This is a genomic window from Bacillota bacterium (assembly GCA_023511485.1).
Lineage (GTDB): Bacteria > Actinomycetota > Aquicultoria > Aquicultorales > Aquicultoraceae > CADDYS01.
Genome location: JAIMBH010000012.1, coordinates 36,526 through 49,991, shown reverse-complemented (window position 1 = coordinate 49,991; position 13,466 = coordinate 36,526). Strand labels below are relative to the sequence as shown.

8 protein-coding genes are annotated in these 13,466 nt (G+C 43.1%); 3 read left to right on the top strand and 5 right to left on the bottom strand.

Features of this window, described 5'->3' with window-relative positions:
- Position 1: 1 nt before the first annotated feature.
- Positions 2-1,018, bottom strand: a complete 1,017-nt coding sequence (locus K6T91_05505; GenBank protein ID MCL6472252.1) for a zinc-dependent dehydrogenase — start codon at positions 1,016-1,018, stop codon at positions 2-4.
- 16 nt (positions 1,019-1,034) lie between these two features.
- Positions 1,035-1,829 carry a 3-hydroxy-5-phosphonooxypentane-2,4-dione thiolase gene (gene lsrF, locus K6T91_05500; GenBank protein ID MCL6472251.1) on the bottom strand — a complete coding sequence of 265 codons (795 nt, stop codon included), beginning with the start codon at positions 1,827-1,829 and terminating at the stop codon, positions 1,035-1,037.
- Positions 1,830-2,047: 218 nt separating this feature from the next.
- On the opposite strand from lsrF, the gene K6T91_05495 reads away from it, so the two are divergent.
- Positions 2,048-3,007: a transposase gene (locus tag K6T91_05495; GenBank protein MCL6472250.1), complete on the top strand. Its 960-nt coding sequence runs from the start codon at positions 2,048-2,050 to the stop codon at positions 3,005-3,007.
- On the opposite strand, the gene K6T91_05490 is transcribed toward K6T91_05495, so the two are convergent.
- Together K6T91_05490 and K6T91_05485 are read right to left on the bottom strand one after the other, a co-directional pair.
- On the bottom strand, positions 2,992-4,554 hold the full coding sequence (locus K6T91_05490) for a trehalose-6-phosphate synthase (GenBank protein ID MCL6472249.1): 1,563 nt from the start codon (positions 4,552-4,554) through the stop codon (positions 2,992-2,994). The genes K6T91_05495 and K6T91_05490 overlap by 16 nt on opposite strands.
- 87 nt (positions 4,555-4,641) lie before the next feature.
- Entirely contained in the window at positions 4,642-5,910 is a 1,269-nt protein-coding gene (locus K6T91_05485) for a glycosyltransferase (GenBank protein ID MCL6472248.1), read from the bottom strand.
- A gap of 304 nt (positions 5,911-6,214) precedes the next feature.
- Between K6T91_05485 and K6T91_05480 the strand changes: the two genes are divergently transcribed.
- Positions 6,215-7,282 carry a glycosyltransferase family 4 protein gene (locus tag K6T91_05480; protein MCL6472247.1) on the top strand — a complete coding sequence of 356 codons (1,068 nt, stop codon included), beginning with the start codon at positions 6,215-6,217 and terminating at the stop codon, positions 7,280-7,282.
- A 178-nt stretch (positions 7,283-7,460) separates the two neighbouring features.
- On the opposite strand, the gene galT is transcribed toward K6T91_05480, so the two are convergent.
- Positions 7,461-8,453 carry a galactose-1-phosphate uridylyltransferase gene (gene galT / locus K6T91_05475; protein ID MCL6472246.1) on the bottom strand — a complete coding sequence of 331 codons (993 nt, stop codon included), beginning with the start codon at positions 8,451-8,453 and terminating at the stop codon, positions 7,461-7,463.
- A gap of 350 nt (positions 8,454-8,803) precedes the next feature.
- Here galT and K6T91_05470 point away from each other — a divergent pair, with 350 nt between their 5' ends.
- Positions 8,804-12,910: a GAF domain-containing protein gene (locus K6T91_05470; GenBank protein ID MCL6472245.1), complete on the top strand. Its 4,107-nt coding sequence runs from the start codon at positions 8,804-8,806 to the stop codon at positions 12,908-12,910.
- The last annotated feature ends 556 nt before the right edge of the window (positions 12,911-13,466 follow it).

Sequence of the window (13,466 nt, the reverse complement as noted above, 5' to 3'; positions counted from 1 at the left end):
GTTAATTATCGGGAATTATTACAACCTTAAGAGAGTCTTTTCCGCTCAGCGCTAACTTGAACCCTTTTACTATCTCAGAAAGGGGAATTTTGTGTGTCACCATCTTCCTTGCATTTATCTTGCCGCTTTTGATTAACTTAAGCGCCTCTTTAAGGTCTTCTGGGGCTGCGCCGTATGAAAACGTTACCGTTACTTCATCTCTCCAAAACCTTGTAAATGGAAGCGCCATATCTGTGCTGGGTATGGCAAAAAATAATATTTTTCCGTTTCTATCAATAGAAGAAAAGGCATCGATAACTGCTTTTTCTGCGCCTGCGCAGACTATAACAATGTCGGCCAACCTGCCGCCATTAATGGTTTTTAATTCATCTATAGAGTATTTGTCGGCGTTGATTGCATGATCAGCGCCAAACTCCATTGCCTTTCCCAACCTGTATTCATTGATATCGGTTGCTATGACTCTTGCACCTTTAAGTTTAGCAAGCTGAATATGCAAAAGACCTGAGATTCCTGAGCCTATTATTAAAACAGACTGGTCTTTTCCCAGGTTAACAATCCTTTGGCCTCTGATGACACAGCCTAGTGGCTCAATCATGGTTGCATCGGAATATGTAATTTCGGGGGGAAGGAGAAGTGTGCCGTATTTTACGTTTTCTGCAGGGACCCTTATAAACTCAGAAAATCCCCCGGGTTCATAATTGCCGGTATGTAGCAGCTCGCACGCTGTGTGATTGCCGGCGACGCAATAATTGCATTGATAGCATGGAACATGATGCGATACAAATACCCGGTCGCCCCTCTTAAATCCATCTACGCCCTCTCCAACTTCTACAATTTCACCGGCCATCTCATGACCAAGCACGCGAGGCGCTTTTTTTATCCTGTACCACTCCATCGTATCTGTACCACAGATACCGCATGCCTCCATCCTGACCAGTATTTCTCCTGGAGAAACTGTGGGGACAGGACGCTCTTCAATCCTTATATCGTTGTTATTGTAATAGACAGCTACTTTCACGGTTCAACTGTTTAATTTATACTTCAGCCGGCTGCTTTTTTGAGCTTTGATAGATATCAAATGCCTCATCAACCGATGTGCCGTTATGAACTATCGCTCTTATTGCTTTCATCATGCCAATCGGACTATCGCTCTGGAAGATATTTCTTCCCATATCAACGCCGGAAGCACCTTCACTTATGGCATTAAACGTCATTTGCAAGGCATCTCTTTCCGGCATCTTCTTGCCGCCAGCCATAACAATTGGGACCGGGCAACTTTCAACCACTTTGTAAAACTCCTCACAATAGTATGTTTTTACAAAGTGCGCTCCTATCTCGGCGGCGATTCTGCAGGCAAGCGCAAGATACCTCGCGTCTCTGGCCATGTCTCTGCCGACCGCTGTTATAGCAAGAACGGGCATACCGTATCGCTCTGCCTCGTTTACCAACCTGCCAAGATTAGATATTGTTCTATCCTCGTTGGGTGCGCCAACAAAAATAGACATTCCAACCCCTGAGGCATTAAGCCTTATAGCTTCTTCCATTGACGTTGTGATATCTTCATTTGACAATTCCCCAAGTATGCTAGGGCCACCCGAGACTCTAAGGCAGATTGGAATATCGTTTGTTGGATCAACGCTTGTTCTTAGCATACCTCTTGTAATAAACAGGCAATCTGCATGGGGGATAAGGGGTGTGACGGTGCTTTTAAGATCTCTTAAACCAGTGGTAGGCCCCTGGAAGTATCCGTGGTCAACCGCAAGCATTACAGTCTTGCCTGTTTCGGGTTTGATGATTCTTGAGAGTCTATTTTTTAATCCAAAATCCATACTAACCTCCCGGGATAGTCGTCGCCTGAAACATCTACCAATTATTTAACACGTTTAATCATATCAGAAGGCAATATTTTGATTCAAACACAGGGGACGTTCCTGAAAAACTGAAAAACTTTCATCTGCCAATGGAAGCATCGATAACTATAGGCACAAAAGCGCAGTTGTGTTAATATCCTCTAAAAGGCAATCGTTCTTATTAGTAGGAGGGTCAGATGCCGCGAGGGCCAAGGGCAGAATATCCGGGCGCGCTTTATCATGTAATAGCGAGAGGCAATAACAAACAAGAGATCTTTCATGAACATGAAGACTACAAGTATTACATAAAAAAGCTTAGAACAACTAAAGAGAGTTACGAGTTTTATCTCTACAGTTATTGTCTTATGCCAAATCATGTCCACTTGTTGCTCAGTACTAAGACATGTTCGCTATCGCATATCATGAGGATTGTTCAAACCTCATATGCAAGTTATTACAATCGAAAGTACAATAGGGTAGGGCATGTGTTTCAGGGCCGATATAAATCGATCATATGCGATGCGGACAGATATCTTCTTAAGCTAATCCGATATATCCATCTAAACCCAGTAAGAGCGGGCATCGTTGATGTGCCACAAAGTTACCCTTGGAGTAGCCACAGCAACTACCTACAAAATACAAAAGGGACGCTAGTCGACTCCAGACTGGTCTTGCCTATGTTTTCTAAAAAGGCATTTTTAGCAAGGCAGCTTTTTGGTTGTTTTGTGCTTGACGGGATAAATGGTAGCAACAAAGAAGACCTTTACATAACAGAACATGAAAGGTTTCTAGGTGATGATGAATTTATCGAAGACTTAAGCCAAAGGCTTGATGAAGCAAAGACATGTAAGGCTGCGCTCAAAGCTTGTAAAAGGCCAAGCCTAAAAAGCATTCTTGAGAAAGTTGCTGAGCATTTTTGTTTGGGGGAGCTTGATATTCTGAGCAAAGGACGTTCTAGAGCGGTTGTGCTGCCACGGTACATCTTCATATATATAGCAAAAGAAATGTGCGATTTTCAGTGTAGTGAAATAGCTAATATTTTGGGACGGGATGATTCCTTAGTAAGTCATGCTGTAAAAAACATAAGGGTGCGTTTTAAAGAGGATGAAACGCTAAAATTGTTAGTAGATAACATATATGATCAGGTGGTTATGTAATTATTCAGTTTTTCAGGAACGTCCCCTGACACCCTGACACTGACACGTTTCTTCTCCAAACTTACGATATCTTTTAACTGATAGTGCAGCCACTTAATTGAGTTGTTTTGTTCTACAACCTCTTTTAGAGATTTTGCGCGAATTTGTTTTTCGGAGTCGCTCATGGTAAGTGCCTGATACATTGCGTTGGCGGTCTCTTCGATGTCAAAGGGGTTTACGATAATGCTCGAGCTGCCAAGCTCAGACGATGCACCGGCGTTCTGTGAGAGAACCAAAACGCCGTTGCGCGTATTTATTGCGGGACCTTCTTTTGCCACAAGGTTCATGCCATCAAAAATGGGGTTGACCAGCAATACGTCGTAACATTTAAGTGCGGCAATTGATTCAGGGTAATTATCCTTAAGTCTTAAATAGATAGGGGTCCACTTCTTGGTTTTGTGCCGCTTATTGATTGCCTCAACGGTTGCCTCTATCTCACTGCGGTACCTTTTGTATTCCCGGATATTTTCACGCGTTGGATACAGAAGCGCAAGGAACTTAACTTTTTCTTTTAGCTCTGGGTGCTTGGTGAGCAAAACATCGTAGGCCATAAATCCCCGGACGATGTTCTTCGAAGGGTCGCTTCTGTCGGTGCGCACGATCAAATTCATGCCCTCGTTTTCTTCAAGCAGTTTTTGCTCAAGCTTTAGCACTTTACTGCTTTCGCTCATCTTATGCAGGTTGGCGTGGTCAATTGATATGGGATAGGTGCGCACGTAAACCTCACGACCCTGCCAGACAACAGTTCTTTTTCTCCAGTTTACCTGGGCGCCGAGCAAAGATTCACAACAGAGCAAGAAGTTGCCTGCATAATGTCTTGACTGGAAGCCAACCATATCATTTGCAAGCATTCCTTTTAGAAGTTGTTGCCGTATATCGAAGGGCAGGATGCTCATGTAATCCGGCTCCGGCCAGGGGATATGTGTAAAATGAAATAAAAATGGTTCGTCTGTGATCTCCCTTATATATTTAGCAGCAATAAATAGGTGGTAATCCTGAAGCATTATTATTGGGCTGTCATGTTTGAGGCTCTCTTTAGCCACTGCTTCGGCAAAAAGCTTATTTGCAACGACATATCCATTTTTCCAGGCCTGATGAGTCTCAGCAGTAAATGAGGGGGTCTCGGTTAGATTCCAAATATAGTGGTGAATAAACCAAAGAAGGGGATTACTTATGGTGTTATAATAACTGTTGTATACGTCTTTTGGTATATTAACCAACTTGACACGGTATTGCGGGCTGTCTTCGGGGAAGCCTATCAACGAGTTGTCCTGCGCTATTGATCGCTCCACATCATTCATTGCGGCCGATATCCACACTGCATGCGCCGCCTCGCTAACGGCTGTCATAGCCGTTACGAGCCCTCCGCCTCCTCTTTTCATTTCTATGTCGCCGGAATTGTCTTGCCTGAATTCGACCGGACCGCGATTAGACGCTATAATTATAGGCCTATTTTTGAGAAGCTTCGTAAGGCCTGGCGATCCTCGTTCCCTAATACTGCTTTGCAAGTCGACCATTCCTTAAGATTATAGCCTTGGACGTTAATTAAATTTTAGAGTTACCGTGCTATGCTACGGACGTTACGCTTTATGCTATTATACTACAATCTTTAAGGTGCCGCTCGTATACAGGTAATTAAATAGGTCCATGTAATCGGCCAGCTGTCTTGGACTTAAGAAATTCTTTCTCACATGCTCTTTACCGAACGCACCCATTTCACGCGCCATCTGCGGATCTTTAAGCAATTGGATTAATCTTTGACCGCAGTCAAAAACGTTGCTTACAAGATACCCATTTTGGCCGTTTATAACCTGAAGCGGAATTCCGCCAACGTCGCCACCGATTACCGGCTTTTCTTTCCATAGGGCCTCGCTTACAACAAGACCAAATCCTTCTCGGGTAGACTTCTGTATGATAACATCGGATGCTCTCTGGAAGGCATTGACTTCAAGGTTACCTACGCCTTCGAGGTTAGAGAGAAGATGAATGTCTGGGTCACCGCCGGCATGTCTTGAGGTTTTTTCATAATAGTGCATGCCTTCTGGGTCATCGGTTGCCATGGAGGCAATCATGAGAAGCTGTAAATCTGGAATCTCATTCTTTGCGATCCTGTAGGCGTCGATTACCCCAAGCGGGTCTTTCCATGGGTCGAATCTTGATACCTGAGTGGCAATTGGTCGATTTGGGTCTATATTATATCTTTCAAGGATGCTGTTTATTGTTTCAGTGCTAATGTCCATATTTTTTGGACTCAAAGGATCGATTGTCGGCGGCACTATCGCAATCTTCTCCATCTGGAAACCTTCTTTTACGTATTGCGGCATAGTAAAGACGGCAGCGTCGTACAGCTCCAGGTATGGTTTTAAGAATTCCCAGACAGATAATTTTGCTGCTGTAAGGTCGATATGGCATCGCCAAATCCACTTGCCGCTCCTCTTTCCTTTATCATCTAGGAAGGCAAGCATTGCCGCCGGTTGTGGGTCATGCACCATTACAACGTCGTAATCGCCTGTAAACTGCTCTGCATTTTGCTCGTTTTGCTTTAAATACGCTTCGATCATCTCAGGGGTTGCGATTAAGTCCATACCCTGAAGAGCGTTATGGAATAGCTTAGTTACAGTAAAGAAATCCTCGCTGCCGGGGATTACCTGCCAATCGGCTTCAAGTCCAACATCTCTCATAAGGGGGACGAGCGTGTAAAGCAACTCGGCGACTCCGCCACCAAAGGCAGTAGAGTTGATGTTTAGAATCCTTGCGCCCTTCATATCTTTACCGAGCTGTCGAACCTTTTCGATAATTTCTTCATCAACAATGTTCTCATAATCTTTTAGCGATTTTGTCCCAACAGGAACTGGTGTTAACATGGCATCATTCTCCTTGTACTATGATTTATTCCCGCTACGTACCGGCGAAAAACTGCCTCTAAAATCACATATGTTACAGTATTTATTGTAAATTACAATATCTACCAGCATGGTTTATAAAAAACTTCCATATTATCCCATACAAAAAACCTCTAAAGTACCTATTTTGCGAACTCGATACTTATATCGGTGATACTTATATCGGTAAAAGTTAAAGCCGCTGTAGAATTTTTTAACGATTATTTTGCAAGCAAGAGTCAGAACCAGGAACAGAACTATTGATGAAAGAAAGCGAGGAGAAGTCATGAAGATAGCACAGATTGCTCCAATTTGGTACGCAATACCACCGAAAGGATATGGCGGCATTGAGTACGTCGTTCACTGCATAACTGAGGGGTTGGTAAGAAAAGGCCATGATGTCACTTTGTTTGCAGCGGGTGACTCAGTTACAGATGCGAAGCTTGTAAGTGTATACGACGTTGCGCCGAGCGAGAAGATTGGCCAGACTTATCCAGATCTTTTACATGTAATGAATGCCTATCAGGCGGCCGGTGATTTTGACCTAATCCATGACCACAGCGGCTTAATTGGCCCAGTTATAGGGTCGTTCGTGGATACACCGGTACTTCACACACTCCATGGCCCGGCAACCCAAGAAGCAAAAGATTTTTACCACCGACTGAAAGACAGCATTTACTACAATGCAATTAGTGATTACCAGAGGGAGAGATTCGGCGACCTCAACTTTATCGGCACCATCTATAACGGAGTCGATACAGCTAAGTATACCTACCGCGAGGATAAGGAAGATTTTATCTTCTTTATTGGTAGAATGAATCCGGAAAAGGGCTCGCATGTTGCTGTTGAGGTGGCTAAGAAAACCGGCAAGAAGATGATTATGGTCTCAAAGATGACCGAGCCGCATGAGAGAGCCTACTTTAAAGAGAAGGTTGAGCCGGTACTTAAAGGGGCAAAGAATATTGAGCTTATCGGTGAGATCGATACCAAGACCAAGATTGAGATGTATCAGAAAGCAAGCTGCGTGCTCTTCCCAATCCAGTGGCCCGAACCGTTTGGCTTAGTTATGACAGAGGCCATGGCATGCGGAACTCCTGTTATTGCGATGAGGAACGGTTCAGTGCCTGAAGTAATCGCACACGGCAAGACTGGATTTATCTGCGACAGCACTGATGATATGGTCAAGGCAGTTGCAAGAGTGGACGAAATCGACACAATGGACTGCAGGAAGCATGTTGAGCGTTATTTTAGCGTAGAGAAACAGGTTGATAACTACATCAGGGCTTATGAGGAAATACTCGAAAGAGAAGGCGGTCAGATCAGAGGTCAACTCGAGTTGCTTAAAACCGCCTAAGCGACAAATATAGAAAATTAACTGTAGTAGGGTTTGTCAGCGGTCTCAGTGGAGCTTCATATGAAGCTCCACTTTTTCGTTAATGCAAAAATCTTATTCAGCCATTGATAGAGGAAGTTTATCCTGAACTAAGCGAAAGGCCCAGGCAGTTCTTTAGCTCTTGAGGGCGCCCGGTAGGCTATTCCTCTATGCTTCTTAAAAATTCTGCAGCATCTTCAGGTAGGGTCACATTTATCCATACGTTTGCGCCTAGTTCGAACCCGGCGGCTACTGTTAGCTTAGGGATTATGGATATATGCCAGTGGTAGCTTTCAATCATATCGTAGCCGGGAGGGCTCGTGTGCAGGTACATATTATAGGGTACGTCTCTAAGACCGAAATAGAAGCGTCTGAGCGACCTTCTAAATACGGCGGCAAGCTCTTCTATTTCGCCATCGGATATTTCTTCAAACTGTGGGCGGTGCTTAACCGGCATAATCCGTGTTTCAAAAGGAAGTTTCGCCGCAAAAGGGACGTAGGCAATGTAGTTGTCTGTTATCTCGATGACTCTGTGCCCATCTTTTATTTCAGATGCTATCATATCGCAGTAGACGCAGCGATTGTTAGCTTGATAATATTTGGCGGCTCCCTTAAGCTCAGAATTGGGCAATGGCGGAATAAAAGGTATAGCAAAAATCTGCGAGTGGTCGTGCTCAAGCGATGCCCCAGCCGGTTTTCCATGATTTATAATAATAAGAATATATTTGCCGTACGGTTGTGACATATGATACCTATAACGATGCACATACGCTTTTAGAACTGCCTCAGACTGCTGTATGGGATAGGTGGCCAGATCCAAGTTATGATCAGGCCCGTGTATTACAACCTCGTGGGCTCCGTATGCTTTACGGGTCTTGAACAAGCCATTTTTTGATTCCTCAAAATTGTCTGGCGTAAAAGCGGAGAATTTATTTGGAACAACCCTTACTATCCAACCAGGTGAATTGGGCGGTATATTGTCTGGCCTGAATGCAAACGTTTCAGGCGGGGTCATCGATTCATGTCCATAGTCGAAGGGGCAAACAGGTGGTGCTCCGGCTCCTCCCTCAATGAAGTCACGTGGCCGTTTGGCTCTTTCTTTAGCAATGACAACCCAGTTTTTTGTCACGGGATCCTGTCTTAGTTCAGGCATATTTTATGTCTCCTTATCGCTTTCATTAATACTTGCGTTGCACTCTTAAGAATACAAAATTCACAGCTCCGGGGCTAGAATATATCAATAGGTTGGACTGTTTGCGCTCCTCTATTCCACTTTTATGGACAGTAATGGATAATGTAGTGGAGAAATTGCTGGAATGTTTTCCATATTCTTGTACCTTCACCACATTAAAGCAAGCAAAAGTTTTTTGAGAGTTTTTGCGATTCTTGTTTAATCTAAACACGTAACGGGTAATCTGAAATTTGGTATTTTTATTGACCGCTTACATACCTAATAAGCAATCCGATAACACATTTACATAGCAAGACCAGGGGGCGCACCGTATGTCAATTAACGATCGAAATACAGCTATCGAGGATTTAGTGGGATTGGATTTAGATTTTTCCGACGAAGACGAAAAATTCTGGCAAAAAACATTTACTCAGCTAGTTAAAGGCAACCTTGACATCGGACATGAAATGCAACAAATCTTATCCGGAATTCTTGAGCCGTTTCTTGTCATCTTCAAAGCCAAAACAGGCATTATATTACTCAGAAGCAACGAAGGGACCGATTTTATTGAAGTCACCAGTAATGGTTTTATCCGCGAACAGCCTATAGTCATTAGGAAGAATACAAATGTCGAAAAAGCCCTTTTTAAGTATCTCCCTAAAGACGTTATAAGCGATAGCCGTTGTTTTACAATTATAACTTTAGACGATAAAGGCTCAAATCTTGGAGTTCTTGCATTATATGGCGACAAGAGGTTAAAGAGCGACCCCGCAACAAGGAGTCTGCTTGATGCTTTAAAAAACCACATATCTGATGGGATTAGCAGAATACACTATCTTGATACAACAAAGCGTCGCGATATAGTTACTAAAGCCTCACTAATGCATCTTGGGAAGGCTATGGGAAGTACACTCGATTTAAAGAGGCTAACCCGCCAAATTACGCAAGCGGGCATAGCTATAGCAGAGGCTGATTTATGCGACATATTGCTTGTTAGAGGAGGCTGCCTCGAGTTTCAGGTAGCTTCGGGACATAACAAGATACTAAAGGGTTTTGGAAATGTTCCATTAAAGGATGATCCAGCGGCAAGCATTGTTAAAAACAAAAATCCCTTGCTGATAAAAAATGTCCGATCAAAAAGCCGCTTTCATGATCGACCCTGGATCAATCAAAAACAGTTTAAGTCATATGTTGGAGTGCCAATAAAGCAGGATGAACAGGTTATTGGGGTGCTTGAGGCTTTTAGTGCAAGGCCATCAAGATTTAGTAACGATGACCTAAAGCTGCTTCAATCACTCGCAGGCCCAGTTGCTGCAGCGCTAAAGAACATCAAACTTTTTGAAGAAACAAAAAAGAAGGCAGAAGAGCTAAGGATTTTGCATACGCATATATCCCAAATTGTTGCAGAAATGGATATAGGCAAAATGATGGAGGAGATTGTAAACGCTGCAAGAGAGGCGGTTGGCTCGTTGATGGCCGCCGCCGCATTGTATGATCCGAAAACTGGGCGTTTTGAGTATCGCACATCAAACATTGATCCTACTTTGGGTGTGCCTGCTCAAAGTGAGAACCCGGCTGATAAGTTTTCCTACAATGTAAAGGCTTATGCGCAGATTCTGCGCACTGGAAAACCGCTTAGATTAGATGATATCAGGCTTCTTGAGGGAGGAGGTATTGAGAAGCCTGGTAATCTTCCCCTTAGAGGATTTCTGGGTGTGCCGCTTATCGACCAAAATAAAAAGCCATGCGGTCTGGTTATGGCTAGCCTGAAAAAGGATGGAAGTCTTTTTACCGAAGCCGATGAAGAGGTTCTTACCACACTGGCAAACCAGGCGTCCATAGCAATTCAAAATGCGCAGCTTTACCGACAGCTTGAATATAGAGTAAAAGGTCTAAAAAATCTCTTCAGCGTGAGCCAAAAAATAAGCTCATCGCATGATAGCAAGAAGATTCAAAAGACGGTAGTTGCCGCTATATCGAAATTTTTTAATACGAAGATGGTAGGCATTGCCCTTTGCGATGCACTGGGGAACGAGCTGCGCATTACCGAGTTTTTAGCTGATAATGATATAAATATAGCAGGGAAAAAGCTAGTTTTTGATAAGGCTGGTAAAGCAAGGATTTTCAAGGGAAAGAAACCGTTACTAATAACCTCAGTAAATGGAAGGCTAAGACTTAACGATGAGCAATGCAGCAAATATTTCGATTCTTTTCTTGGTATTCCGCTGATTGTTCAAAATAGGGTTATTGGAATACTAGGCCTATCATCTGATTGGACTCGCGACAGGGCGAGATTCGAGGAAGAAATCGAACTCTTGCAGATTTTTGCGAATCAGATTGCCATATCTATTGATAACTCACGTTTGTATGAAGAGGCCTTATCAAAGGCCGAAAAGCTGGCAATGATATTAGAGGTTTCTAAAATAATTGCAAGCGAGGTGGACCTGGAGTCGATATTTAAGCAAATAGGCAAGGCCTTAAAGAAGTTGTTTGGGATAAAGCACGGGGCTATTTTCTTAAGCGACCGGTCTGATGAGACTCTTGAGCTGGCTTATAAGTGGGGTATATCTTTCTCAGTTATTAAAGAAAAGAGGATACCGGTAACTAATAATACATTAATAGGGAAGGCCTATAGAAGCAGAGCACCGATTATTATTGACAACTTGGAGGAACACGATGAATCACTCACGCCATTGATTAAAATAGGCGAGCCGTTAAGATCCAGGGTGCTTATTCCTTTGCTGGTTAAGGGAAAAGCTTGCGGGATTATAACATTATACTCAAAGGAACCACGTTTCTTTAATGAAGAGCGCCTCTCAATAATAAATATTTTTGTTAACCAGTTTGCTATTGCCATCCGGAATAATCAGCTTTACACAAGGGTGACCGAAGAGAAGGTGGCAAGAAGAGAGGCAGAGCTCTCAGTCGAGTTGCTTGAAGAAAAGGCAAAAAGCGCTGTTGTTCTTGAGAGGACCAGGGAGGGTGTATTTGTAGTCGATCCTGATTTTAGAATCCAGTTATTTAATCCGGCCCTGGAGAAAATAACTGGCAAAAGCGTCGACAAAGCTATTGGTAGGAAATGCTATGAGGTATTTAAAGATGTTTATGTTGATGGTCCACCATGCGATATATGCCCGATGCATGGAAAGAACGGACATATGGAAAAAATAAAAGCCAACATTCGCTCAAGGAATGGTGACTTAAAGTTTGTCGAGATCAATCACTCTTTAATAGACCCCAATGAAAAAAGAGGAGTAATAGGTTCGATAAGGGATATAACAAAAGACCATGAGCTTGAGACCTACCATCACGACCTGCGAATCGCTACCGAAGTACAAAAGAATATTCTGCCGAGAGTCAGGCCGGAGGTAGCCGGGCTTGATATAGGTTTCATGTGCAAGCCTGCTAAGCAAATAGGCGGCGATTACTTTGATTTTATTCCCCTGGATAAAGGCAAAGTAGGTATAGCAATTGGTGATGTTTCGGGCAAAAGCCTGCCCGCAGCCCTTCTTGTATCTATGCATAAGTATATATTACGGTCGGCAGCCGCAAATACCGACTCAGTAATATCACCATTAAGAGCATTAAACCAGATACTCTGGGAAGATACGTCCCCTGAAGTCTTTGTAACGACTATATATGGTGTCTATAATCCGGCAACCGCAAACTTTGTTTATGCTAATGCCGGCCATTTGCCACCGCTTTATTTCTCAAATGGTGTTACAAAATATCTGTGGTCGCCTCAAACACCCCTTGGTATTCAGCAGAACCTTTTTATCGAACAGCAGCAGGTAAAGCTAAGAAAGGGCGATATTCTTGTTCTACTAAGTGACGGTGTTACCGACATGAGAAATAGCCGGGGGGATTGCTATGGTTTCGAACGCTTGAGGAGATTGGTCAAGAAGTTTGCACATCTTGGAAGTCAGGAATTAGCAAATCTTATCTTTGAGCAAACTGTGCGATTCTCAACAGGCGACATGATAGATGACTTTACAATAGTAGTCTTAAAATGCATAAAGGACATCGATGAAGCTCCGGTAAAAGAGCTTGTAATTTCCAATAAGCCTATTGCTGTAACCGATGCACGAAGATTTGTCGCCGAAGCGCTAAGAGAAACCCCAATATCCAAGGCTGATTCATCCGATATTCTCATAGCCGTCTGTGAAGCGGTTACCAATTGTGTCCTGCATGGGCAATCTCCAGATGGCGAGGATAATAATATTAGGGTTAGCTGTGGCCTTGAGCATGGTTATTTCAAGGTAACAATCTCTGATAAAGGCATAGGTTACAACCCGAACCTGACTGAGTGGAGACCGCCTGATTTGATACGGGATAGAGGTAGGGGCATTTATCTTATGCAGCAACTTATGGATGAAGTGCAATTTATTCAGGGAGACAGAGGAGTTATAGTTGTGCTTAAGAAAAAAGTTCACTCTTAGAGTGCGCACGTAGAGTCATACATGGAATGAGCAGATAGGTGGCTCAAATGTCAAATCCAAACATTATCCTAAGATTCCCTTCACTTGTGTGTCCACCTGAGACATAGCAATAGAATGGTTGTAGAGCTTAAAAAAACTTAGCTGGACCTATATTGTTTAATAATTGCTTTTACGCAGTGATGGTTTTGGGTATATAAATTTCACATCAAGAACATGTTAGTCAAGCTTGCAATCCATTAGTAAAATATCGAGCCCTGAAGTGATATATCTTGTTGAGCCGCTTATGCGATATAGCAATTATCAATTAGTTACCGCCTTGGCTCGAAAGCAGAATTTTTTAACGATGGGTATATCATAGAGAAACATCCGTGCATGGATACGGGAGGTAATGGAGTGTTCTATTCGTCCTCTGAATTTAAAATTTTGCTGCCGCTAGTAGGCAGCGATATAAGCACGGACACTATAAAAATAGCGTCTTCAATTTTAGCTGAAAAGCAAGGTAGCCTAGTCATTCTTGGTACCGTTGAGGTACCGGAAGAGATGTCTTTAAGTACGG